22 protein-coding genes are annotated in these 24,760 nt (G+C 67.2%); 19 read left to right on the forward strand and 3 right to left on the reverse strand.

The genetic code is table 11. The features are described 5' to 3' along the window. Nucleotides 1-966, reverse strand: a 966-nt coding sequence (gene mltB, locus AOZ53_RS03855) for a lytic murein transglycosylase B (RefSeq protein WP_054486890.1), incomplete at its 3' end; no start/stop codon positions are given. 10 nt (nt 967-976) lie between these two features. Here mltB and AOZ53_RS03860 point away from each other — a divergent pair. The 17 genes from AOZ53_RS03860 (at nt 977) to AOZ53_RS03940 (ending at nt 21,342) form a co-directional block, all read left to right on the forward strand. Beyond that, nucleotides 977-1,900, forward strand: a complete 924-nt coding sequence (locus tag AOZ53_RS03860; protein WP_082385492.1) for a histone deacetylase family protein — start codon at nt 977-979, stop codon at nt 1,898-1,900. Between the two features lie 80 nt (nt 1,901-1,980). Further along, nucleotides 1,981-2,730 carry an electron transfer flavoprotein subunit beta/FixA family protein gene (locus AOZ53_RS03865; RefSeq protein WP_054473879.1) on the forward strand — a complete coding sequence of 250 codons (750 nt, stop codon included), beginning with the start codon at nt 1,981-1,983 and terminating at the stop codon, nt 2,728-2,730. Between the two features lies 1 nt (nt 2,731). Further along, the gene (locus tag AOZ53_RS03870; protein WP_024068180.1) at nt 2,732-3,661 is read left to right on the forward strand and encodes an electron transfer flavoprotein subunit alpha/FixB family protein; all 930 of its coding nucleotides are present in this window, start codon (nt 2,732-2,734) and stop codon (nt 3,659-3,661) included. A gap of 224 nt (nt 3,662-3,885) precedes the next feature. After that, nucleotides 3,886-5,577 (forward strand): aspartate-alanine antiporter, encoded by a 1,692-nt coding sequence (gene aspT, locus AOZ53_RS03875; RefSeq protein ID WP_054429477.1) that lies wholly within the window; start codon nt 3,886-3,888, stop codon nt 5,575-5,577. A 147-nt stretch (nt 5,578-5,724) separates the two neighbouring features. Further along, nucleotides 5,725-7,542 carry a bifunctional aspartate transaminase/aspartate 4-decarboxylase gene (locus AOZ53_RS03880; protein ID WP_054429476.1) on the forward strand — a complete coding sequence of 606 codons (1,818 nt, stop codon included), beginning with the start codon at nt 5,725-5,727 and terminating at the stop codon, nt 7,540-7,542. Nucleotides 7,543-7,576: 34 nt separating this feature from the next. Then, the gene (gene aspT, locus AOZ53_RS03885; protein WP_054429475.1) at nt 7,577-9,280 is read left to right on the forward strand and encodes an aspartate-alanine antiporter; all 1,704 of its coding nucleotides are present in this window, start codon (nt 7,577-7,579) and stop codon (nt 9,278-9,280) included. Between the two features lie 161 nt (nt 9,281-9,441). Further along, nucleotides 9,442-11,268 carry an acyl-CoA dehydrogenase gene (locus AOZ53_RS03890; RefSeq protein ID WP_054429474.1) on the forward strand — a complete coding sequence of 609 codons (1,827 nt, stop codon included), beginning with the start codon at nt 9,442-9,444 and terminating at the stop codon, nt 11,266-11,268. A gap of 153 nt (nt 11,269-11,421) precedes the next feature. Continuing rightward, nucleotides 11,422-12,063, forward strand: coding sequence for a peroxiredoxin (locus tag AOZ53_RS03895; protein ID WP_006388282.1), 642 nt, complete (start codon nt 11,422-11,424; stop codon nt 12,061-12,063). Nucleotides 12,064-12,288: 225 nt separating this feature from the next. Then, the gene (locus AOZ53_RS03900) at nt 12,289-13,317 is read left to right on the forward strand and encodes a sulfate ABC transporter substrate-binding protein (protein WP_054429473.1); all 1,029 of its coding nucleotides are present in this window, start codon (nt 12,289-12,291) and stop codon (nt 13,315-13,317) included. A gap of 24 nt (nt 13,318-13,341) precedes the next feature. Beyond that, nucleotides 13,342-14,232, forward strand: coding sequence for a sulfate ABC transporter permease subunit CysT (gene cysT, locus AOZ53_RS03905; RefSeq protein WP_054429472.1), 891 nt, complete (start codon nt 13,342-13,344; stop codon nt 14,230-14,232). After that, complete coding sequence (cysW, locus tag AOZ53_RS03910) at nt 14,229-15,128, forward strand: sulfate ABC transporter permease subunit CysW (RefSeq protein WP_054429471.1); 900 nt, start codon at nt 14,229-14,231, stop codon at nt 15,126-15,128. Before cysT ends, cysW begins: the two co-directional genes overlap by 4 nt. Nucleotides 15,129-15,153: 25 nt before the next feature. Then, nucleotides 15,154-16,218: a sulfate/molybdate ABC transporter ATP-binding protein gene (locus tag AOZ53_RS03915; protein WP_054486892.1), complete on the forward strand. Its 1,065-nt coding sequence runs from the start codon at nt 15,154-15,156 to the stop codon at nt 16,216-16,218. After that, nucleotides 16,215-16,964, forward strand: a complete 750-nt coding sequence (locus AOZ53_RS03920) for a phosphoadenylyl-sulfate reductase (RefSeq protein ID WP_054486893.1) — start codon at nt 16,215-16,217, stop codon at nt 16,962-16,964. Before AOZ53_RS03915 ends, AOZ53_RS03920 begins: the two co-directional genes overlap by 4 nt. A gap of 40 nt (nt 16,965-17,004) precedes the next feature. Further along, nucleotides 17,005-17,913, forward strand: a complete 909-nt coding sequence (gene cysD / locus AOZ53_RS03925; RefSeq protein ID WP_054429468.1) for a sulfate adenylyltransferase subunit CysD — start codon at nt 17,005-17,007, stop codon at nt 17,911-17,913. Nucleotides 17,914-17,956: 43 nt separating this feature from the next. Continuing rightward, nucleotides 17,957-19,255 carry a sulfate adenylyltransferase subunit 1 gene (locus AOZ53_RS03930; RefSeq protein ID WP_054486895.1) on the forward strand — a complete coding sequence of 433 codons (1,299 nt, stop codon included), beginning with the start codon at nt 17,957-17,959 and terminating at the stop codon, nt 19,253-19,255. Nucleotides 19,256-19,467: 212 nt separating this feature from the next. Beyond that, the gene (locus AOZ53_RS03935; protein ID WP_054429466.1) at nt 19,468-20,808 is read left to right on the forward strand and encodes a PA0069 family radical SAM protein; all 1,341 of its coding nucleotides are present in this window, start codon (nt 19,468-19,470) and stop codon (nt 20,806-20,808) included. 72 nt (nt 20,809-20,880) lie between these two features. Further along, on the forward strand, nt 20,881-21,342 hold the full coding sequence (locus tag AOZ53_RS03940) for a hypothetical protein (protein WP_054429465.1): 462 nt from the start codon (nt 20,881-20,883) through the stop codon (nt 21,340-21,342). 86 nt (nt 21,343-21,428) lie between these two features. Here the strand turns inward: AOZ53_RS03940 and AOZ53_RS03945 are convergent, their stop codons facing one another. After that, a complete protein-coding gene (locus tag AOZ53_RS03945; RefSeq protein ID WP_006393647.1) occupies nt 21,429-22,301 on the reverse strand; it encodes a DMT family transporter in 873 nt (290 codons plus the stop codon). Nucleotides 22,302-22,535: 234 nt separating this feature from the next. On the opposite strand from AOZ53_RS03945, the gene rplS reads away from it, so the two are divergent. Further along, nucleotides 22,536-22,916 carry a 50S ribosomal protein L19 gene (gene rplS, locus AOZ53_RS03950; protein WP_006218237.1) on the forward strand — a complete coding sequence of 127 codons (381 nt, stop codon included), beginning with the start codon at nt 22,536-22,538 and terminating at the stop codon, nt 22,914-22,916. A 123-nt stretch (nt 22,917-23,039) separates the two neighbouring features. Then, complete coding sequence (locus AOZ53_RS03955; RefSeq protein WP_054429464.1) at nt 23,040-23,771, forward strand: CoA pyrophosphatase; 732 nt, start codon at nt 23,040-23,042, stop codon at nt 23,769-23,771. A 30-nt stretch (nt 23,772-23,801) separates the two neighbouring features. Here AOZ53_RS03955 and rsgA read toward each other — a convergent pair whose 3' ends face one another. Beyond that, nucleotides 23,802-24,758 (reverse strand): ribosome small subunit-dependent GTPase A, encoded by a 957-nt coding sequence (gene rsgA / locus AOZ53_RS03960; protein ID WP_054429463.1) that lies wholly within the window; start codon nt 24,756-24,758, stop codon nt 23,802-23,804. Nucleotides 24,759-24,760: the final 2 nt, after the last annotated feature.

Here is a 24,760-nt window from a genome sequence, read left to right on the forward strand (position 1 = left end):
CTGCAGCCGGGCGCCGGCCGCGGTCAGCGTGCCCCAGGTCTGCTTGGGTTCCAGGCCGCCGTCCACCAGCGCGGTGGGGTCGGCCGGCAGCGCCACCGGCGCGAACACCGGCAGGCCGCGTTGCCAGCCATGCTGCGACAGGAAGCTGCCGACCGACATGATGGCGTCGCGGGTATTGTTGGTCAGGTCGATATGGCCGCTGCCATCGCCGTCCACCGCGTAGTGCTTGATGCTGGTGGGCATGAACTGCGGCATGCCGATGGCGCCGGCATAGGAGCCGCGGGTTTCGAGATCGAGCTTGCCGGTCATGGCGAGCGTCAGGAAGTCGGCCAGCTGGCCGCGGAACATGGTGGCGCGCTCGGGCTTGGCCGGGTCCGGATAGTCGAAGGCCAGCGTGGTCAGCGCGTCCAGCACGCGGAAATTGCCCATGTTGCGGCCATACAGCGTTTCAACGCCGATGATCGAGGCGATGATCGGGGCCGGGACGCCGAAGCGCTGCGCGGCCTGGTTGAGCTGGTCGCGATGCTCGTTGTAGAACTCCACGCCCCAGCCGATGCGCTTGGGCTCGACGAAGCGCGAGCGGTAGGTCAGCCAGCTGCGCCAGACCTTCTTGCCCGGGGGCGACGGCGCGATCAGGCGCGCCACCGTGGCGTTGTAGCGCGTGCTTTCGAGGGCGGAGACCATCGGCTTGAGCGGCAGGTTGCGCTCGGCGGCCAGGCTTTCGACGAAGCTGCGCACCTCGGGGCGCAGGACGCCGCTGGGGGTGAGGGCGGCCGGGCCATCGTCCGCCAGTTCGGGACCGGGGGTCGGCGCCGCGGGTCCGATGCGGATGGGGGCGGGGTTGCCGGCGGTGGCCGCGGGGGGCAGGGCGGCGGACGGATTCGAGGCGGTGGGAGCGGTGGTGGAACAGCCGGCCAGGAGGGCCGACAAGGTGCCGAGTTGCAGTAATCGCCGACAGATGAACATAATCTTCCTTATGGAGACCATGTATCTTACCCACCCGGCATGCCGCTTGCATGAAATGGGCAGTTGGCATCCGGAAAGCCCGCAGAGGCTGGACGCCATTTCCGACCAATTGCTCGCCAGCGGCCTGATGCCCTATCTGGATGACCGGCAGGCGCCCCAGGCGTCCCGCCATGACGTGCTGCGGGTGCACACTGTCCAGTACCTGGACAGTCTGCGCGAACATACGCCCGAGCAAGGGTATTACCCGATAGATCCCGACACCCTGATGAATCCGCACACCTACGAGGCCGCGCTGTACGCCGCCGGCGCCGGGGTGGCGGCGGTCGACGCGGTCATCGGCGGCGAGGCCCGCACCGCTTTTTGTGCGGTGCGTCCGCCAGGGCACCATGCCTGCCGCTCGCAGGCGATGGGCTTCTGCTTCCTGAACAACGTGGCCATCGCGGCCCGCCACGCCATGGACTTCCATGGCCTGTCGCGGGTGGCCATCGTCGACTTCGACGTGCACCACGGCAACGGCACCGAGGACGTCTTCGCCGGCGACGAGCGGGTGCTGATGTGCAGCATTTTCCAGCACCCGTTCTTTCCCAACAGCGGCACCGAGCACCCGGCGGCCAACATGGTCAACGTGCCGGTGGCGGCCTATACGGCGGGCGCGGCCGTGCGCGGCATCGTCACCGACACCTGGCTGCCGCGGCTCGAGGCGCACCGCCCGGAACTCATTCTGATTTCGGCCGGCTTCGACGCCCATCGCGAGGATGACATGGGTCAAATGGGGCTGGTGGAGGCCGACTATGCATGGATCACCGAGCAGCTCGTGGACGTGGCCGAGCGCCATTGCCAGGGGCGGATCGTCAGCACGCTCGAGGGCGGTTACAACCTGTCCGCCCTGGGACGCAGCGTCGTGGCCCATATACGGGCGCTGGCGAAGCTGTAGAATCAGGAAAAAATTGTGCAATGCGATCCCGGCGGATCGTTAACTCCCCCGGGTAACTATTTCCATTTGGAGGCAGCGGGATGAAGGTGTTGGTACCTGTCAAGCGCGTCGTTGACTACAACGTCAAGGTGCGCGTCAAGTCTGATCAGACCGGCGTGGATATCGCCAATGTGAAGATGTCCATGAACCCCTTTGACGAGATCGCCGTCGAGGAAGCCACCCGCCTGAAGGAAAAGGGCGCCGTGGCCGAAGTCGTGGCGGTTTCTTGCGGCGTTGCGCAATGCCAGGAAACGCTGCGCACCGCCATGGCCATCGGCGCCGACCGCGGCGTGCTGGTCCAGACCGACGCCGAACTGCAACCCCTGGCCGTGGCCAAGCTGCTCAAGGCGCTGGTCGACAAGGAACAGCCGCAACTGGTGATCCTGGGCAAGCAGGCCATCGACGACGACGCCAACCAGACCGGCCAGATGCTGGCCGCGCTGCTGGACTGGCCGCAAGCCACGTTCGCCAGCAAGGTCGAGCTGGCCGACGGCAAGGCCACGGTCACGCGCGAAGTCGACGGCGGCCTGGAAACGCTGACGCTCAAGCTGCCGGCCATCATCACCACCGACCTGCGCCTGAACGAGCCGCGCTACGTCACGCTGCCCAACATCATGAAGGCCAAGAAGAAGCAGCTGGACACCGTCACCCCGGATGAACTGGGTGTCGATCCGGCGCCCCGCCTGAAGACGCTCAAGGTCAGCGAGCCGCCCGCCCGCAAGGCCGGCATCAAGGTGGCCGATGTCGCGGCCCTGGTGGACAAACTCAAGAACGAAGCGAAGGTGGTTTGAGATGACGACGCTGGTTATTGCCGAACACGATAACGCCCAGCTCAAGGGCGCAACCCTGAACGCCGTCGCCGCCGCTGCCAAGATCGGAGGCGACGTCCACGTGCTGGTCGCCGGCGCCAATGCCCGCGCCGTGGCCGACCAGGCCGCGCAAGCGGCCGGCGTGGCCAAGGTGCTGCTGGCCGACGCTCCGCAGCTGGCCGACGGCCTGGCCGAGAACGTCGCCGCCCAGGTGCTGGCCGTGGCCTCCGGCTACAGCCACATCCTGTTCCCGGCCACCGCCTCGGGCAAGAACGTCGCCCCGCGCGTCGCCGCCAAGCTCGACGTGGCCCAGATCTCCGACATCATCGGCGTGGAATCCGCCGACACGTTCCAGCGCCCGATCTACGCCGGCAATGCCATCGCCACCGTGCAATCGGCCGACCCGGTCAAAGTCATCACCGTGCGCACCACCGGCTTTGACGCCGTGGCCGCGCAGGGCGGCTCGGCCGCCGTGGAAGACGTTGCCGCCGTGGCCGATTCCGGCCTGTCGAGCTTCGTCGGCCGCGAAGTCGCCAAGAGCGACCGTCCGGAACTGGCCGGCGCCCGCGTCGTCGTTTCCGGCGGCCGTGGCCTGGGCAGCGCCGAGAACTTCAAGATCCTGGATCCGCTGGCCGATAAGCTCGGCGCCGCCCTGGGCGCCTCGCGCGCCGCGGTCGACGCCGGCTACGCGCCGAACGATTGGCAGGTCGGCCAGACCGGCAAGATTGTTGCGCCGCAGCTGTACGTGGCCGTCGGCATTTCCGGCGCCATCCAGCACCTGGCCGGCATGAAGGATTCCAAGGTCATCGTGGCCATCAACAAGGATCCCGAGGCGCCGATTTTCGGCGTGGCCGATTATGGCCTGGTGGGTGATCTGTTCCAGGTCGTTCCCGAACTGACCGGCGCGCTGTAAAGCGTCATTACCGGCAGTCCCCGAGCCCGCGCGCGTTACGCCCGCGGGCTTTTTCATGCCTGGTTTTTATGCGCCGGTTGTTTTTCCTGTTTGCCTGACAATCGAAACTATTTGATATTTACTATCCAAATCTTTTGATCTTTTGAAGGATTCTGATAATGTGTCTCGCGCGCAGCTAGACACGGCGTAAGTGCTTGACCGGTACATAACGAAGGAGATTCGGGATGGAATGGTTCTTTGACACTCTGCGAAAATATCCGGAGCTTGCGATTTTCCTTACCCTGGGTCTCGGGTATTGGATCGGCGCCAAGAAAATATTCGGATTCAATCTGGGGGCGGTGACTGGCACCTTGCTGGTCGGTGTGCTGGTCGGCCAGCTCGACATCACGATCGCCCCGATCGTCAAACAAGTCTTTTTCCTGCTGTTCCTGTTCGGACTGGGCTATGGCGTCGGCCCGCAATTCTTCCGCGGCATGAAAAGCGATGGCCTGCCGCAGGTCATCTTCGCCGTCGTCATCTGCGTCATCTGCCTGCTGGTCACCTGGGGCACCGCCGTCGGATTCGGTTTCGACGCCGGCACCGGTGCGGGCCTGTTGTCCGGTGCGCAGACTATTTCCGCGGTGATGGGCGTGGCGACCGACACCATCAACGGCCTGGGCATCGATGCGGCCACCAAGAAGAAATGGATCGACAGCATCCCGGTGGCGTACGCGGTCTGCTACATCTTCGGCACCGTCGGCAGCGCCTGGCTGCTGGCCTCGCTCGGCCCGAAGCTGATGCGCGTGGACATCGTCAAGGAGTGCCAGGAGTACGAGGCCAAGATGTCCGGCGGCGCCGACTCGATGGAACTGTCGGGCTATCGCAAGTTCATCTCCCGCGCCTACAAGCTCGACCATTCCGAATTCGTCGGCAAGACCGTGGGCGATATCGAGTCGCGCTTCGTCGAGGCGCGCGTATTCGTCGAACGCATCCGCCGCGGCGACCAGATTCTCGACACCGATTCCACCACCGTGCTGCAGGCCGGCGACGTCCTCGGCGTGGCCGGCCGGCACGATGCGCTGGTGTTGCAGGCGGCCGGGATCATCGGCGCCGAAGTCGAGGACCGTGACCTGATCAACCTGCCCGCCGAGATCGTCGAGGTGGTGCTGACCAACAAGAACCTGGCCGGCAAGACCGTCAAGGAAATCTCCGAGATGGAGCAGGTGCGCGAGCTGGGGCGGGGCGTGTTCCTGCGCAAAGTGGTGCGCGGCGGCCATGAGATGCCGGTCAACTGGGGCCTGAAGCTCGACCGCGGCGACCGTCTTTTCATCCTGGGCGCCAAGCGCGACGTCGAGCGGGTGGTCGGCAAGGTCGGCTACGTGGACCGCGCCACCGAGCAGACCGACATGGTGTTCGTGGGCTTCGGCATCCTGCTGGGCGGCCTGTTCGGCACGCTGGTGCTGACCGTGGGCGGCATTCCGATCACGCTGTCGACCTCGGGCGGTTCGCTCATCGCCGGCCTGATTTTCGGCTATCTGCGGTCGGTGCATCCCACCTTCGGCCGCGTGCCGGAACCGGTGCACTGGTTCCTGACTTCGGTCGGCCTGACCGCGTTCGTGGCGGTGGTGGGCATCAGCTCCGGGCCGGGCTTCGTGCAGGGCTTCCAGCAACTGGGGGCCAAGCTCTTCATCGCCGGCATCATCGCCACCAGCATCCCGATGATCCTGGGGGTGTACATCGCCCGCTACGTGTTCAAGTTCCATCCGGCCATCGTGCTGGGGGTCTGCGCCGGGGCCCGCACCACCACGGCCGCCATCGGCCAGATCACCGAAACCGCGAAGAGCCAGGTGCCCGCCCTGGGCTACACCGTGCCCTACGCCATCGGCAATACCCTGCTCATCATCTGGGGCATTGTCATCGTCATGCTCATGACCTAGAGGCCCGGTCCCCGGCGGGGCGGCCGCGCCTTGCCGGGGACCGGGATTGCCGCTGCCCGGCCGTCCCCCTCGCGGCGGACCGGCCAGCGGATCCGGGGCATTCCCCGCCGCAAGCGCCTGTCAATCGCAAACCAGGAGTACTGAACAATGGCTTCCACCGCGCCTCTCACCGTCAGCCTGGCCTCGGCCCTGAAAACCACGCGTTCGCGCCAACGCGACCTGGAACAGCTGTCACCCTTCGAACTGAAGGACTATCTGATCACGCTGGCCAAGGACAGCCAGCAGACCGCCGCGCTGACCATGCTGAACGCCGGCCGCGGCAATCCCAACTGGATCGCCACCGAGCCGCGCGACGCCTTCTTCCTGCTGGGCCAGTTCGCCATGAAGGAAGCGCGCCGGGTGCGCGATGACGGGATCCTGGCGGGCATGCCGCCCAAGAAGGGCTGCGCCGACCGCCTGCGCAAGTTCCTGTCCAAGAACAAGGGCGCGGCGGGCGCGGACTTCCTGGCCGGGGTGCTGGAGTACGGCGTGAAGATCAAGAACTTCGTGCCGGACGAATGGATCCACGAGCTGACCGATAGCGTCATCGGCGACAACTACCCGGTGCCGCCGCGCGCGCTGGTGCACCTGGAGCAGGTGGTGCACGACTACCTGATCAAGGAAATGTGCGACGGCCGGCCGCCCAAGGGCAAGTTCGACCTGTTCCCGGTCGAGGGCGGCACGGCGGCCATGTGCTACATCTTCGACTCGCTGATGCAGAACGGCCTGCTCAAGCAGGGCGACACCATCGCGCTGTTCCTGCCGACCTTCACGCCCTACATCGAGATCGCGCACCTGGAGCGCTTCCAGTTCAAGATCGTCGCCATCAATGCCAGCAGCGTGCGCGCCGATGGCACCCACGACTGGCACTATCCGGCCACGGAAATCGCCAAGCTCGAGAATCCGAAGATCAAGCTGGCGGTGACGGTCAACCCCAGCAACCCGCCGTCGGTCGCCTTCAGCCCGGTCGAGATGAAGCAGATCGTGGGCCTGATCCGCAAGAATCCGGACCTGGTGCTGGTGACGGACGACGTCTACGGCACCTTCGTGCCCAACTTCCGCTCGCTGATGGCCGAGGTGCCGCACAACACCATCTGCGTCTATTCGTTCTCGAAGAACTTCGGCTGCACCGGCTGGCGCCTGGGCGTGATCGCGACCCACGAGCAGAACACCATGGACCGCCGCATCGCCGAGCTGCCGGCGTCGTGGAAGAAGCGCCTGAACAAGCGCTACGGCGCCATGACCATGGAGCCGGAGAAGCTCAAATTCATCGACCGGCTGGTGGCCGACAGCCGCAACGTGGCGCTGAACCACACGGCGGGCCTGTCGCTGCCGCAGCAGGTGCAGATGGGCTTCTTTGCGCTGTCGCACCTGCTCGATCTGAAGGACGCCTACAAGCATCTGACCATGCAGATCGTGCGCGCGCGCCGCGACGCGCTGTGGCGCGGGCTGGGGGCGCCGCTGCCGCCGGAAGATCCGATGCGCGGCTGGTACTACGTCGAGCTGGACTTCATGGTGTGGGCCAAGAACACCTACGGCGATGCCTTCTGCAAGTACATGACGTCGAACTACGAGCCGGTTGACTTCCTGTTCCGCCTGGCCGAGAAATCCGGCGTGGTGCTGATGGACGGCGGCGGTTTCGGCGGGCCGCCGTGGTCGATCCGCATCTCGCTGGCCAACCTGGACGACGGCGATTATTCCAAGATCGGCAAGCACATGGTCGATGCCGCCACGGAATACGTCGAGGCGTGGAAGGCCGGCCAGCTGGTGCGTTCGGGTCCGACCGCCGGCAAGGGCCAGACGGTCAAGCCCGCCGCCGCCAAGCGCAAGGCCGCCGGCAAGCAGGCCGCCAAGAAGGCGGTGAAACAGGCGGTCAAGAAGGCCGCCAAGGCCGAGCGCTCGGCCAAGAAAGGGATCAAGTCGTAGCCAGCCGCCACCACATCCAGGGTGACATGACCTCATGACGTGCTCAGTCGGGTTTTTCAATAACGTTCCCATCGCGGTGCTGTTCCTGACGGTGGGCTTGGGATACCTGATCGGCAAGCTCAAGGTCGGGCCGATCCAGCTGGGGGGCGTGTGCGGCACGCTCATCGTCGCCCTGCTGATCGGCCAGACCGGCTGCCAGATGCGCGGCGACCTGAAGGAGGTCGCGTTCGCCCTGTTCATCTTCGCCATGGGCTATTCGGGCGGGCCGCAGTTCTTCGCCAACCTGAACCGCTCCAGCCTGCGCTACATCGTGCTGCCGGTGATCGAGGCGCTGCTGGTGCTGACCATCGTGCTGCTGGCGGTGCCGCTGTTCGGGCTGGACGCGGGCACCGCGGCGGGACTGGCGGCGGGGGCGGCGACCGAGTCCGCGGTGGTCGGCACCGCCGCCGAGGCCCTCAAGCACCTGGGCCTGGCCGACGCCGAGGTGCAGCGGATGGAGGCCAACATCGCCACGGCCTACACGCTGACCTACCTGGTGGGCCTGATCAGCATCGTGTTCTTCACCAGCCAGGTGGCGCCGGCGCTGCTGCGCATCAACTTGCGCGAGGCCTCCAAGGCGCTGGAGGAAAAGCTGGGCGCGGGCCCGGGCGAGTCGGACGACAACCTGCTGCCGACCCTGCCGCGGCTGGTGGGGCGTTCGCACGTGGTCAAGGACGCCGACGGCAAGACGGTGGCCGAGATCGAGGCCGAGCTGGGCGGGCGCACCGCCATCAGCCGCATCCTGCGCAACGGCGAGGCGATCGAGCCCACGCCCGAGGACAGCCTGGCCACCGGCGATATCGTGGTGGTGCTGGGCCTGCGCCGCTTCGCGCTGCGCGCGGGCTCGGTCATCGGGCCAGAGATCCAGCTGCCCGAGGCGCATGCCGATGACCTGCAGCTGGCCGAGCTGCAGGTCATCGTCAACAAGAAAGAGGTCAATGGCCACACCGTCGGTGAACTGGCCAGGCGGCCGCGCGCACAGCGGGCGCGGGGCGTGTTCCTGCAGTCGATCCAGCGCTCCGGCCACATGCTGCCGGTCACGCCGGCCACCGTGGTGCAGTACGGCGACCTGGTGACGCTGGTGGGCGCCGAGCCGGAGCTGTCGCAGGCGGGCGCGGCGCTGGGCAACGAGCTGCGGCGCAGCGGCGTCACCGACCTGGTGTTCCTGGCCTTCGGCATCCTCGCGGGCTTGATGATCGGCGCCCTGGGCGCGCGGCTGTGGGGCATTCCGGTGTCGCTGGGCAGCGGCGGCGGCGCCCTGGTCAGCGGCCTGGTCTGCGGCTGGATCAACGCCAAGCGGCCGGCGCTGGGCCACATGCCCGAGCACGCGGTGCAATTGCTCAAGGACCTGGGCCTGGCGGTGTTCGTCGCCTGCGTCGGCCTGTCGGCCGGGCCGGAGGCGGTGGCGCTGATCCGCGAGCACGGCGCGGTGCTGCCGCTGATCGGCCTGCTGGTGTCGCTGGGGCCGGCCTGCCTGTCGCTGTGGGTCGGGCACAAGATACTCAAGATTGAGGGACCGCTGCTGGTCGGCGCCATCGCCGGCCAGCACGTCAGCACGCCGGCCATCAGCGCCATCCTGGGCGCCAGCGGCAGCGCGGTGCCGCTGCTGGGCTACACGGTGACCTACGCCATCGCCAACGTCCTGTTGCCGGTGCTGGGGCCGATCATCGTGTCGCTGGCGCATCATCTCGGGGGGTGAGGTCGGCAGGGCGCGTCGCCCCATGACGCGGAGCGAGGGTTTAACATAGGCTAGGGAAACTACCGAGACCGCCATCGACCGCGCCATGCGCGTCGCCCAAGGCGGCATCCCATCGCACCCCGCCGCCCCCGCCGTCACGGGAGCAGGCTCATGGAGACAAGATGCCCTACCTTACCCCGCTGAAGGATTTCCGCTTCGCGCTGAACGAACTGGCCGGCCTGGACGACGTCCTCAAACTGCCCGGCTTCGAAGAGGTGACGCCCGACCTGGTGGACGCCATCCTGGAAGAAAACGGCCGCTTCGTCGAGCAGGCGATCGCGCCGCTGAACGTGCCCGGCGATACGCGGCCGCCGGTCTGGAACGACGGCCAGGTCACCGCCACGCCAGGCTACGCGCAGGGCTTCAAGGACTACGCGGCCGGCGGCTGGCAGGGATTGCAGCATCCGCAGGCCTGGGGCGGGCAGGGCCTGCCCAAGCTGGTGGCGGCCGCGCCCGGCGAGAACATCCAGGCGGCCAGCCTGGCGTTCTCGCTGTGCCCGATGCTGACCGACGGCGTGATCGAGGCCATCCTCACCGTCGGCTCGGAAGAGCAGCGCAAGAAGTTCGTGCCCAACCTCATCGGCGGCAAATGGACCGGCACCATGAACCTGACCGAGCCGCAGGCCGGCTCGGACCTGGCCCAGGTCGCCACCCGCGCGGTGCGCCAGGAAGACGGCAGCTACCGCCTGTCGGGTCAGAAGATCTTCATCACCTACGGCGAGCACGACCTGGCCGAGAACATCATCCACCTGGTGCTGGCGCGCACGCCGGACGCGCCGCCCGGAGTCAAGGGCATCTCGCTGTTCATCGTGCCCAAGTTCCTGGTCGGCGCCGACGGCGCCCTGGGGGCGCGCAACGACGTCTGGTGCGCCTCGCTGGAGCACAAGCTGGGCATCCACGGCAGCCCCACCGCGGTGCTGCTGTACGGCTCGGGCAAGGGCGAGGCGGGCGAGGGCGCGGTCGGCTACCTGGTCGGCGAACTGAACCGCGGCCTGGAATACATGTTCATCATGATGAACGCGGCCCGCTACTCGGTTGGGCAGCAGGGCATCGGCGTGTCCGAGCGCGCCTACCAGCATGCGCTGGCCTATGCCCGTGAACGGGTGCAGGGCCGGGCGGTGGAAGGCTCGGCCGCGGCCGTCGCGATCGCGCGCCACCCGGACGTGCAGCGCATGCTGCTGACGATGAAGGCGCTGACCGAAGCCGCGCGCGCCGTGTCCTACGTGACGGCGGCCGCGCACGACAAGGGCACGCATCATCCCGACCCCGAGCAGCGCGCCCGCAACCGCGCCTTCTATGAATACATGGTGCCGATCGTCAAGGGCTTCTCGACCGAATCGGCGGTGGAAGTGGCCTCGCTCGGCATCCAGGTGCATGGCGGCATGGGCTATATCGAGGAGACCGGGGCGGCGCAGTACTACCGCGACGCCCGCATCCTGCCGATCTACGAAGGCACCACCGCGATCCAGGCCAACGACCTGGTCAGCCGCAAGACCCAGCGCGACGCCGGCGCCACCGCCTATGCCGCCATCGCCGCCATGCGCGAGACGCTGCGGGCGGTCGAGGCCGAGTCGTCGCGCGCGGCGGCGTCCGAGCGCGACGGCCTGCGCCTGCTGCGCGACAACCTCGACAGCGCGATCCAGGCCTACGAGGCCGGGGTGGAGTTCATCCTGGAACAGTCGGCGGCGAACATCCGCGCGGTCTATTCCAGCAGCGTGCCGTACCTGATGCTGGCCGGCGTGGTGCATGGCGGCTGGCAGATGGCGCGCGCGGTGCTGGTGTGCCGCCGGCGCCTGGCCGCGGGGTCGACCGATCCGTTCCATCGCGAGAAACTGGCGACCGGATTGTTCTACGCCGCCCACATCCTGCCGCGCGCCCTGGCGTTGTCGGCGGCGGTGCGCGCCGGGGTGGTGGCCGACGCCTGCGGCGCGGCCGCGAATATTGCATAAGGTTATATGTCTTGCGTATTTCCCCTGCAACAGGTTTGATGGAAGAATCGTTTCGAGGGGCGGCACAGGCCGCCATCGAGACGTTTTTCCAGCCGGCCGCCGGACCTGGCGGCCGGTCGATTCCGTAACCTGAATCCGCAAGCAGGAGACACCATGAGTCATCTACGCCTGGGCGACACCGCGCCCGATTTCGAACAGGAATCCTCGGCCGGCCCGATCCGTTTCCACGAGTATCTGGGCAATAGCTGGGGAGTGCTGTTCTCGCATCCTGCCGATTTCACCCCTGTCTGCACCACCGAGCTGGGCTACACCGCCAAGCTGGCCGACGAATTCGCCAAGCGCAACGTGAAGGTGCTGGCGCTGTCGGTGGACGGTACCGACTCGCACACCAAGTGGATCGAGGACATCAACGACACCCAGTCGACCAAGGTCAATTTCCCGATCCTGGCCGACAAGGACCGCAAGGTGTCCGAGCTGTACGACATGATCCACCCGAACGCCAACGCCACGCTGACGGTGCGCTCGGTCTTCATCATCGACCCGAACAAGAAGGTGCGCCTGATCATCACGTATCCGGCCAGCACCGGCCGCAACTTCAACGAGATCCTGCGCGTCATCGATTCGCTGCAGCTGACCGACAGCCACAGCGTGGCCACGCCGGTCAACTGGGAAGACGGCGATGATGTCATCATCGTGCCGTCGCTGCAGGACGAGGCGGTCATCAAGCAGAAGTTCCCGAAGGGCTACAAGGCGGTGCGTCCCTATCTGCGCATTACGCCTCAACCGAATAAGTAAATAAGAAATCCGTGCGCAAGGCGGCCCGCGCCGCCTTGCCGGATGGCGCTTGCAAAACGCCCGCAAAGCCGCGTATTCCCTGGGAATGCGCGGCTTTTTCACAGGGGGCGACGGCCGCGCTATATGCCTGGGAGCGATGAGCAATCAAAGAATGATTCGTTCCGTTCAGAACAGGCCGCCTGCACACTTGCTTCCACATTGCCAAACACGGGAAGGGAGCAAGGAATGTCTTTCAGGAAAGCCGGATGGTTGGCCGCCTTGGCCGCAGTGACGATGTCTCTCGCCGCGATCGCGCCGGCGCAGGCGCAGCAGAAGCAGACCCTGTTGAACGTATCGTACGACCCGACGCGCGAGCTGTATCGCGCCATCGATGACGCCTTCATCAAGCAATACAAGGAAAAGGCCGGCGTCGACCTGACCATCCGTCAGTCGCACGGCGGCTCCGGCCGCCAGGCGCGCTCGGTCATCGACGGCCTGGAAGCCGACGTGGTGACGCTGGCGCTGGCCTATGACATCGACGCCATCGCCGACCGCGGTCTCTTGCCGGAGAACTGGCAGGCGCGCCTGCCGCAGAACAGCTCGCCCTACACCTCGACCATCGTGTTCCTGGTGCGCAAGGGCAACCCCAAGCACATCAAGGACTGGGATGACCTGGTCAAGGACGGCGTGCAGGTGATCACGCCCAACCCCAAGACCTCGGGCGGCGCCCGCTGGAACTACCTGGCCGCCTGGGCCTACGCGCTGGAGAAGAACGGCGGCAGCGAAGACAAGGCGCGCGCCTACGTCGGCGAGCTGCTCAAGCACGTGCCGGTGCTCGATACCGGCGCCCGCGGCGCCACCACCACCTTCGTCGAGCGCGGCGTGGGCGACGTGCTGCTGGCCTGGGAAAACGAAGCCTTCCTGGCGCTGGAGGAACTGGGTCCGGACAAGTTCGACATCGTGGTGCCGTCGCTGTCGATCCTGGCCGAACCGCCGGTGGCCATCGTCGACAAGATCGTCGACAAGAAGGGCACCCGCGCCGCGGCCCAGGCCTACCTGGAATTCCTCTACACCCCGGCCGCCCAGGAGATCATCGCCAAGAACTACTACCGGCCGATCGACAAGACCGTGGCCGCCAAGTACGAAAGCAAGTTCCCCAAGGTCAAGCTGGTGACCATCGACGACAAGATCTTCGGCGGCTGGCGCAAGGCGCAGAAGGACCACTTCAGCGACGGCGGCACCTTCGACCAGATCTACCAGCCGCAGAAGAAGTAAGCGGACAACCAGCGGACGACGGCCATGACTTCAGCCTCGATTCCGACGGCAAAGGGCGCGCAGGCGCCTTTTGCCGTTCGGCGCAACAGCCCGGGCGTGCTGCCCGGTTTCGGCATTTCCATGGGCTACGCGGTGCTGTACCTGAGCGTGCTCGTGTTGATTCCCCTGGCGGCGTTGCCGATCAAGAGCGCATCGCTGGGCTGGCAGGGCTTCTGGGACGCGGTGACGGCGCCACGGGTGCTGGCGTCCTATCAACTCACCTTCGGCGCCTCGTTGCTGGCGGCGCTGGTGAACCTGGTGTTCGGCACCATCGTGGCCTGGGTGCTGGTGCGCTACCGCTTTCCCGGCAAGAAGATCCTGGATGCGCTGGTGGACCTGCCGTTCGCGCTGCCCACCGCCGTGGCCGGCATCGCGCTGACCGCGCTGTACGCCGAAAAGGGCTGGCTGGGCGCGCCGCTGGCCAACTGGTTCGGCCTGAAGGTGGCGTTCACGCCGCTGGGCATCGTGATCGCGCTGATCTTCATCGGCGTGCCGTTCGTGGTGCGCACGGTGCAGCCGGTGCTGGAAGACGTCGAGCGCGAGATCGAGGAGGCCGCGGCCAGCCTCGGCGCGGACCGCTGGCAGACCATCCGCCGCGTGCTGCTGCCGACCATCCTGCCGGCGCTGATGACCGGCTTCGCGCTGGCTTTCGCGCGCGCCGTGGGCGAGTACGGTTCGGTGGTGTTCATCGCCGGCAACATGCCGATGGTGTCGGAAATCACGCCGCTGCTCATCATCGCCAAGCTGGAGCAGTTCGACTACGCCGGCGCCGCCGCCATCGCCACGGTGATGCTGGTGCTGTCGTTCGTGCTGCTCCTCATCATCAATCTGCTGCAGGGCTGGCAGGCCCGTCGCGGCCTCGGGAGATCGTCATGAGCGTTGCTGACCGTCCCGCCCACCTGACCGAGCCGCGCTGGGTGCGCGGCATCCTGCTGTTCCTGGCGCTGGGCTTTCTGGCGCTGTTCCTGCTGGTGCCGCTGGCCGCGGTGTTCTTCGAGGCTTTCCGCAAGGGCTGGGCGCTCTATCTGGAGGCGATCGTCGAGCCGGACGCGCTGGCCGCGATCCGGCTGACGCTGCTGGTGGCGGCGATCGCGCTGCCGGTGAACCTGGTGTTTGGCGTGGCCGCGGCCTGGGCCATCACCAAGTTCCAGTTCCGCGGCAAGCAGTTCCTGATCACGCTGATCGACCTGCCGTTCTCGGTGTCGCCGGTGGTGGCCGGCCTGGTGTTCGTGCTGCTGTTCGGCACCCAGGGCTGGTTCGGCGGCTGGCTGCAGGACCATGACTTCAAGATCGTCTACGCCGTGCCCGGCATCATCCTGGCCTCGCTGTTCGTGACCTTTCCGTTCGTGGCGCGCGAGCTGATCCCGCTGATGCAGGCGCAGGGCAGCGAGGAAGAGCAGGCCGCGCTGACGCTGGGCGCGAGCGGCTGGCAGATCTTCTGGCGGGTGACGCTGCCCAACATCAAATGGGGCCTGCTGTACGGCGCCATTCTCTGCAATGCGCGCGCCATGGGCGAGTTCGGCGCGGTCTCGGTGGTGTCTGGCCAGATCCGCGGCCTGACCAACACCATGACGCTGCATGTGGAGATTCTCTACAACGAATACCAGTATTCGGCGGCGTTCGCGGTGGCTTCGCTGCTGGCGCTGCTGGCATTGGTGACGCTGGTGGCCAAGAACGTGGTCGAGTGGCGCAACGCGCGCTACCTGAAGGCGGCGGAACTGCCGGTCGAGTATCCCGGCCCCGCGACGGCCATCAAGCCGGCCGTCGCCTGACGCGGCCGGCCAGACGGAGACAAGCATGAGTATCGAGGTTCGCAATCTATCCAAGCGCTTCGGCCAGTTCCGCGCGCTCAACGACGTATCGCTGCACATCGAGACCGGCGAGCTGGTGGCGCTGTTGGGGCCGTCGGGCTGTGGCAAGACCACGCTGCTGCGCATCATCGCGGGGTTGGAGTCGGCCGACACGGGCAGCGTGCTGTTCGCCGGCGAGGACGCCACCGCGGTCGACGTGCGCCAGCGCCAGGTCGGGTTCGTGTTCCAGCACTACGCGCTGTTCAAGCACATGACGGTGTTCGAGAACGTCGCCTTCGGGCTGCGCGTCAAGCACCGTTCGCAGCGGCCGTCCGAGGACCAGATCCGGCGCAAGGTGCATGATCTGCTGGGCCTGGTGCAGCTGGACTGGCTGGCGGATCGCTATCCGGCGCAGCTGTCGGGCGGCCAGCGCCAGCGCATCGCCCTGGCGCGCGCGCTGGCGGTGGAGCCGCGCGTGCTGCTGCTGGACGAGCCGTTCGGCGCGCTCGACGCCAAGGTGCGCAAGGAACTGCGGCGCTGGCTGCGCCGTCTGCACGACGAGCTGAACGTGGCCAGCGTGTTCGTCACCCACGACCAGGAAGAGGCGCTGGAAGTGGCCGACCGCGTGGTGCTGATGAACGCCGGCAAGATCGAACAGGTCGGCACGCCGCGCGAGGTCTGGGAAGGGCCGGCCACGCCGTTCGTCTACGGCTTCCTGGGCGACGTCAACCAGTTGCAGGGCGTGGCCAGCCGCGGCGTCTGGGAAGGGGCGGGGTTGTCGCTGCCGGCGCCCGAGCTGGCGCAGGCCGAGTCGCAACGCGCCACGGCCTATGTGCGGCCGCACGAATTCGACATCGAGCGCTACCGGGCCGATGGCGCGGGCATCCCGGTGCGCCTGTCGCATGCCTACCTGGCCGGCCCCAGCGCGTATCTGGAACTGGCCAGCCAGGATTCCGACGCCGTCATCGAGGCCGAGGTGCCCGAGCACCTCTATCGCGAACTGGCGCTGCGCGATGGCGACATCCTGCTGGCCCGCCCGCGCCGGGCGCGTGTCTTCGCGGTGCAATCATGACGGCCGCCGATCTCGCCGCCAGCCTGGAGCCGGCCCTCGCGGCGCGCTGGCGCGAGCTGGTGGCGCGCCTGGCGGACGCGAGCCAGCGCTATCCCGACGCCGCGCTGGCCTCGTCCCTGGCGGCCGAGGACATGGTGCTGACGCACGCCATCTATGGCGCCGGCCTGGCTCTCGAAGTATTCACGCTCGACACCGGCCGGCTGCACGCCGAAACGCTGGGCGTGCTGGACGCGGTGCGCGCGCGCTACGGCCGCGAGGTCACGGTGTACCGGCCCGAGGCCGACGCGGTCGAGCGCCACGTGGCCGAACATGGCGCCTACGCCTTCTACGAAAGCGTCGAGCTGCGCAAGGCCTGTTGCCAGATCCGCAAGGTCGAGCCGCTCAAGCGCGCGCTGGCCGGACGCGGCGCCTGGATCACCGGCCAGCGGCGGGCGCAGTCGACCACGCGCGGCGAGCTGCACCTGGAAGAGCACGACCCGACCTTCGGTCTCTACAAGTTCAACCCGCTGGCCGAGTGGAGCGAGGCGGAAGTCTGGGGCGTGATCCGCGCGCTCGGCATTCCCTACAACCCGCTGCACGACCAGGGCTATCCGTCCATCGGCTGCGAGCCCTGTACCCGCGCCATCCGTCCGGGCGAAGACCTGCGGGCCGGACGCTGGTGGTGGGAGTCGTCGGACTCCAAGGAATGCGGCCTGCATGCCGGCAACCGGGTCATTGGCATCGTCGCGGAAACCACGCGCGCCTGACGCCCGTCACGTATCAAGAATTCGTTTTAGGGGAATACCTATGTCCGCAGTGATTCAACGCAGCCATCTGGACTGGCTGGAATCGGAAGCCATTTTCATCATGCGCGAAGTGGCGGCCGAGAGCGAGAAGCCCGTGCTGCTGTTCTCGGGCGGCAAGGATTCGGTGGTGCTGCTGCGCCTGGCCGAAAAGGCCTTTCGTCCGGGGCGCTTTCCGTTCCCGCTGATGCACATCGACACCGGCCACAATTTCGACGAGGTCATCGCGTTCCGCGATGCCCGCGCGGCCGAGCTGGGCGAGACCCTGATCGTGCGCAGCGTCGAGGACTCGATCAAGCGCGGCAGCGTGGTGCTGCGGCGCGAGACCGATTCGCGCAACGCGGCGCAGGCCGTGACGCTGCTGGAGTCGATCGAGGAATTCGGCTTCGACGCCTGCATCGGCGGCGCCCGCCGCGACGAGGAAAAGGCGCGCGCCAAGGAACGCATCTTCTCGTTCCGCGACGAGTTCGGCCAGTGGGATCCCAAGGCCCAGCGCCCCGAGCTGTGGAACCTGTTCAACACCAAGGTGCATCGCGGCGAGAACATGCGGGTGTTTCCGATTTCCAACTGGACCGAGCTGGACGTCTGGCAGTACATCCAGCGCGAGCAGCTGGCGCTGCCGTCGATCTACTTCAGTCACGAGCGCGAGGTGGTGCGGCGCAAGGGCCTGCTGGTGCCGGTCACGCGCCTGACGCCGCCGCAGGACGGCGACACGGTCGAGCGCCTGTCGGTGCGCTTTCGCACCGTGGGCGACATTTCCTGCACCTGCCCGGTGGCCTCGGATGCCGCCGACACGGCCGCCATCATCGCCGAGACCGCGGTGACCGACATCACCGAACGCGGCGCCACGCGCATGGACGACCAGACTTCCGAGGCCTCGATGGAGCGCCGCAAGAAGGAAGGCTATTTCTGATCGCACGATTGGCCGGCGCCAGGCCGGCCGACAGGGGACGCATATGAACGCAGTAAACGATTCTTTTCTTTCCGGCGCCGGCACGGGCGTGCTGCGCCTGATCACCGCGGGCTCGGTCGACGACGGCAAGTCGACGCTGATCGGCCGCCTGCTGTATGACAGCAAGGGCGTGTTCGCCGACCAGCTCGACGCCATTTCGCGCGCCAAGTACAAGCGCGTGGCCGAGGGCGGCATCGACTTCTCCCTGCTGACGGACGGCCTGGAGGCCGAGCGCGAGCAGGGCATCACCATCGACGTGGCCTACCGCTACTTCTCGACCCCGGCGCGCAAGTTCATCATCGCCGACGCGCCCGGCCACGAGCAGTACACCCGCAACATGGTCACCGGCGCCTCCACCGCCGACGTCGCCGTGATCCTGATCGACGCCACCCGCGCGGCCGACGGCAAGCTGCTGCCGCAGACCAAGCGCCATAGCACCATCGCCCGCCTGCTGGGCATCCGCCACATCGTGGTGGCCGTCAACAAGATGGACCTGGTGGACTGGGACCCGGCCGTGTTCGAGCGCATCCGCGACGCCTACGCCGATCTGGCGGACAAGCTCGGCATCGCGCACTTCGACGCGCTGCCTTTGTCGGCGCTGAACGGCGACAACGTGGTGACGCGGTCGGACAAGACGCCGTGGTATGCCGGCCAGCCGCTGCTGACGCTGCTGGAATCGCTGGAGCTGGCCGGTGATGGCGGCGCTGGGCCGCTGCGCTTTCCGGTGCAATGGGTGGCGCGCCACGACGGCAGCCGCAAGGACGATTTCCGCGGCTACGCCGGCCGCATCGCCAGCGGCGTGCTGCGCCCCGGCGATGAGATCGTGGTGCAGCCGTCGGGCGTGACGGCGCGCGTGCAGGAAGTGCGGCTGTTCGATCGCGCGCTCGATGAAGCGGTGGCGGGCGACTCGGTCACGCTGGTGCTGGACCGCGACGTCGACGTGTCGCGCGGCGACGTGATCGTGCACGCGGCCGCGCCGGCGCAGGTCGCGCGCGAGTTCGAGGCGGAGCTCTGCTGGCTCGATGCGCAGGCGCTCAACCCCGCGCGCAAGTATCTGCTCAAGCATGGCACGCGACTGACGTCGGCGAAGATCCGCGCGGTGCTCTCGCATCGCGACATCCACGAACTGCAGGAAGTGGAGAACACCGAAGGCACGCTGCGCATGAACGACATCGGCCGCGTCGCGTTCACCACGCGCGAGTCGCTGGCGGTCGATCGATACGCCGATGTGCCCGCCACCGGCGCCTTCATCCTGATCGACCAAGCCACGCATCAGACCGCGGCGGCGGGCATGCTTCGGTAAACCGCAAGTCGGGGCGGGAAGGGCCCGCCCCGTACCGGTTTTTGGGTGTTGTTTTTATTCCAAACCCAATGCTGGCGCGGGTTCCCGGGCGATATCGCAAGATGAAATCGAATTGTCCGGACGCCGTCTTCGTCTTGCGGTAAAGTGGGGCTGTCTTACGAAAAGGCTTTTGGTGCTTGTCAAAACCACTGTGTTTTTGTACAGTAGTTTTCATGGCACGCACCGATCATTCTTTTCCCGCCGGTTCTGGGTCCCCGGCTGCCGCCCCCGCCGCCTTGCGCGGTCGGGGTGCGGTTACTAATGTTCGGCATCGCTTCCAGAAAGATGACCGCGTGCAGGTCGACGATGGCTGGTCCGCTTCGGGCCTCCCGGCTGATTTCGTCGATGCTGTCCCCAATACTTCCGTCATCCCCATCCTGCCCGACGTCCGCCGGGCGCCCGCCGCCCCCAAGACCATCGTCACGGCCGAAGAGGCCCGCAAGATCCTGTCGCGCAACGATTCGCCCGACATCCCCTTCGACGTGGCCGTCAATCCCTACCGAGGCTGCGAGCACGGCTGCGTCTATTGCTACGCCCGCCCGACCCACTCCTACCTGGGCTATTCCCCCGGCCTCGATTTCGAGACCCGGCTGGTGGCCAAGGCCAACGCGGTCGAGGCGCTGCGGGCGGAGATCAGCCGCCCCGGCTACAAGCCGTCGCCCATCAACATCGGCTCGGCCACCGACGCCTACCAGCCCATCGAGCGCGACTGGCGCCTGACGCGCGGCATGCTCGAGCTGATGCTCGAAACCCGCCACCCGGTCACCATCGTCACCAAGAACGCCCTGGTGGCCCGCGACCTCGATCTGCTGGCCGCGCTGGCCGAGCACAAGCTGGTGGTGGTCTACATGAGCATCACCACGCTGGACGCCGACATGGCCCGCACGCTCGAGCCGCGCGCGGCCGCCCCCTGGCGCCGCCTGGAAGCCGTGCGCAACCTGACCGCCGCCGGCGTGCCGGTCGGCGTGCTGGTGGCGCCCGTGATCCCGTTCATCAACGATGACGCCATGGAGCACATCCTGCAGGAGTCCAAGGCGGCCGGCGCGCACTACGCCAGCTACACCGTCATCCGCCTGCCCTGGGAAGTCAAAACCCTGTTCGAGGACTGGCTCAACGCCCACTTCCCGGATCGCGCCCAACGCGTGCTCCATCGCATCGAAGACCTGCGCAACGGCCGCCGCAACGATCCCAACTTCGGTTCGCGCATGCGCGGCACCGGCATCTGGGCCGACCTGCTGCGCCAGCGCTTCGCCGTGGCCACCCGCAAGCTCGGCCTGAACCGCCACCGGCTGGCGCTCGATTGCGACCGCTTCCAGCCGCCGGCGTCCGCCGGCGGTTCCGCCGCCTTGTTCCCGCCGGCCGCAGCCGGCGCCCCCGTTTCCCCATCCCCGGCTGGCGCGAAAGCGTCTTCAGGGGTCCCTTTTCCCAGTGCCTTGCCGGTCGCCGGCGCCTATGGGCGCGGCGCGCGCCAATTGCGCGCCATGGTTGCCGGGCAATTGTCGTTGTTCGATTGACCCACGGCCCGGCCGTGGGTTGCCGCCGCGGCGCGTTGCCGTGGTTCTTGACCGCGTTACTAGGAGTTCCTCATGAACACCGCTCAGCTTTCCGTCCTGCCGGATGATCTCGCCGCCGTTTCCCTGACGCCGTTGCGTCGCGCGGCGCAACGCGCCCGCGCCGTCTATGCCCGTTTCACGGGGCTGGCCATGCCCTGGTCGGCCGCGCCGGCGGGCGGTCATGCGGATGGCGCCGCGTCCATCGATCTTGCCGCTCCCATCGCCGGCGGCGTGGCGACGCCCGCGCAAGTCGAGCCGCGCAAGCGGGCGGGTACGCTGCCCGGCAGGTGGCCGTTTCCGCCGGCCGCGGCTGATGCCGCACCGGTCGGCAACGTCGTCCAGGCGCCGCGCGAGCGCAGCCTGGGCAACGCCACGGTCGAACCGGTGTCGGATCAGGTCAGCGTCAAAAGCATGGTGCTGGACGTGGTGCTGGTGCTGGCGTGGGGCGCGATGATTCCCGCCCTCATGTGGCTCGGCGTGGCCGGCGGCTTCTGAGGCGACGGTAGTGCCCGGGGTCAACACCCTCGGCACGATATCCAGATTGAAGGCGGCGCCGGCCCGCGCACGATGCCGGCGCGGCGTCAGGTCGAGCCCAGCAGCACCACGCCCGCCAGGATCGACAGGCAGCCCGCCAGGCGGCCGGGGCCGACTTTCTCGCGCAGCAGGAACATGCCGGCCAAGGTGCCCAGCATCATCGACATTTCCCGCGCCGGGGCCACCAGGCTCAGCGGCGCGCCGTTGCGCAGGGCATACAGCACCAGGATGTAGCCCAGCGGCGACAGCAGGCCCACCGCCAGCGCCAGATGCCAGTGGCCTCGCATCAGTTCCCACGCCTGGGCGCGGCGCTTCACCATGTGCGGGGTCATCATGGCGGTGCGGGTGACACAGGTGAACCAGTCGAACAGCACCGGGCTGATCAGCAGCACCTTGACGCCATAGGCGTCCACCACGGTGTAGGCGGCGATGAACAGGCCGATCACCATGCCCCAGCGCACGCCCACCCAGGCCTGGGCGTTGCGGAAAATCGACAGCCGTCCCTGGGTGGCGATCAGCAGCACCCCGATCACGACGCACAGCATGCCGGCGATGCCGGTGGTGGTGGCCGGTTCGCGCAGCAGCAGGAAGGCGCCGGTGGTCGAGAGCAGGGGGCCCGTGCCGCGGGCGATCGGATACACCACCGACAGGTCCGCGACCTGATAGCCGCGCTGCAGGCACAGGCTGTAGCCCAGATGCAACAGGCTGGAGGTCAGGATCGCCCCGACCACGGGCCAGGTCCAGGTCATGCCGTCATGCAGCAGCACCCACACGACCCACGGCGCATACAGCACCGAGGCGCACAGCCCGTAGGCGAAGACGAAGGGAGCGCCCACCATGGCCGCGCGCTTGGCTAGCAGATTCCACGTTGCGTGGGCCATCGCCGCCAGGACGACCAATAACAGGGACGAATACGACATGAGGGAACAGCGTCTTATGACGTGTTTGTTACAGAAACCGCTAGGGTACCGCAAACCCGCGGGCAGGGCGCCATGTTACCTGAGGCGTCGGCCAATTTTTGGTGTAGAATCATTGGTTTGCCAAATCTCATCCTCTGCTTGCGGTACATGGCCTGGCCTTTTTGGCGGGCGTGAACAACATCGAACGGCAAAGCTTTTTTAGTCCGCAAAGGCATGATGATCTAGGAGTTCTCAATGAACCTTATCGCTATCCTGGAACAGGAAGAGATTGCCCGCCTGACCGGCGGCCAAGCCAAGCCTGAATTTGCTCCTGGTGACACCGTCATCGTGAGCGTGAACGTCGTCGAAGGCACCCGCAAGCGCGTGCAGGCTTTCGAAGGCGTCGTGATCGCCAAGCGCAACCGCGGCCTGAACTCCGCGTTCACCGTGCGCAAGATTTCGTCGGGTGAAGCCGTGGAACGTACGTTCCAGCTGTACTCGCCGCAAATCGCCGGCATCGAAGTCAAGCGCCGCGGCGACGTGCGCCGCGCCAAGCTGTACTACCTGCGCAACCGCTCGGGCAAGTCGGCGCGTATCAAGGAAAAGCTGGTCAGCAAGCAAGCCTCGGCGGCTTGATCGCTTATCGGCACACGGCCCTACCAGTGTCGGACGCACACGCCATCCAGCGTTTTCGTTCGGCACGGGTTTCCGGGTTAAAAAGGCACCTGCGAGGGTGCCTTTTTCTTTTTGAAAAGCCGAATGTCTGATTCCTCGTCTTCCGCTCGGCCACGACGGCCACTGGCGCGTCCCGGATTCGATCCGGCGTCGCAACCCTGGGTCGTCGCCAACGATTCCCTGCCGGCGGTGCCGTCCGGCCTGCTGACGCCCGACCAGCTGCGCGGCACGCTCAGCCAGCCGTCCACCTGGACGCTCGAGCTGTCACGCGACAACGACCTGCGCTATCCGGGCCGCGAAGGCACGCCGGTGCCGGCGGCCGTGCTGATTCCGCTGGTGACGCGCGAGAACGGCGTGCACATCATGCTGACCCAGCGCGCGGCGCATCTGCACGATCACGCCGGCCAGATCAGCTTTCCCGGCGGCCGCATCGAAACCAGCGACGCAACGCCGATCGACGCCGCCCTGCGCGAGGCGCAGGAGGAAACCGGCCTGCCGGCCAACCACGTCGAGGTGCTGGGCAGCATGCCGCCGTACCTGACGGCCACCGGTTTCTCGATCATTCCCGTGGTGTCGCTGGTGACCCCCGGTTTCCAGCTGGCGCCGGATGCGTTCGAAGTGGCCGAGGTGTTCGAGGTGCCGCTGTCGTTCCTGATGGACCCGGCCAATCACCGCCTGTACGAGGCGCGGCTCGAAGACGGTCGGGTGCGCCACTATTACGGCATGCCCTATGGCCGGCACTTCATCTGGGGCGCCACCGCCGGCATGCTGCGCAACCTGTACCACCTGCTGCGCAACGGCTTCCAGCCGCGCTGAGACCGCGGACCGCCGTGCCGGCCTGCCGCGTCAATAACGCTGCTGCCCCGCCAGATTCTCGTCCAGGATCCGCAGGTACAGCGCGTAGCGCGCCGGGTCGATCGCGCCCGCGTCCAGCGCCGCGACCACTCCGCAGCCCGGCTCGTGGCGATGGGTGCAGTTATAGAAACGGCACGACTCGATCGGCTTGGTGAACTCCGGAAAGCCGCGGATGATGTCCTCGCGGCTCAGGTGCTGCAGGCCGAAGGCCTGGAAACCCGGAGAGTCGATCAGGTCGCCGCCCGGCGCGGGCAGGTGATAGAGGCGCGTGCTGGTGGTGGTGTGCTTGCCCATGTCCAGCGCGGTCGAGTGCTCGCGGGTGGGCGCGGCGGCGTCCGGCACCAGCGCGTTCAGCAGGGTCGACTTGCCCATGCCGCTTTGCCCCAGCAGCAGGTTGGTGCGGCCGGCCAGGCGCGGCGCCAGCAGCGTGTGGACCTTTTCGGGTTCCAGCGCACTCAGTTCGATGATGTCCACGCCCAGCGCGGCGATCGGCGCCAGGCGGGCGCGGGCCGCGGGCAGCGCGTCGACGATATCGGTCTTGTTCAGGATGATCAGCGGCTCGATGCCGGCGCTCCAGGCGCCGGCCAGCGCGCGGCCGGTGAGATCGTCGGAGAAGGTCGGCTGCACCGCCACCACGATCAGCAACTGGTCGACGTTGGAGGCGAACTGCTTGGACCGCATTTCATCGGAGCGGTACAGCAGGTTGCGGCGCGGCAGGATGGCGTCGATGGCGCCTTCGTCCTGGCCCTGGGGCGTGATGCGGACGCGGTCGCCGACGGCGGCGCCGGCTTTCTTGCCGCGCGGAAAGCACTTGCGCAGGCTGCCGTCGGCCAGTTCGACGGTGTAATGGCGGCCGTGCGCCGCGATGATGCGGCCTTCGTTGGCGGCGTTGGCGGGCGCGCTGCCTTGGGGCGCGTCCTGGAAGGCGGCCTTGTTCCGGTCGTTCATGC

It is taken from the genome of Achromobacter sp. 2789STDY5608621, assembly GCF_001299375.1.
In the GTDB taxonomy this organism is placed as follows: Bacteria; Pseudomonadota; Gammaproteobacteria; order Burkholderiales; family Burkholderiaceae_B; genus Achromobacter; species Achromobacter insuavis.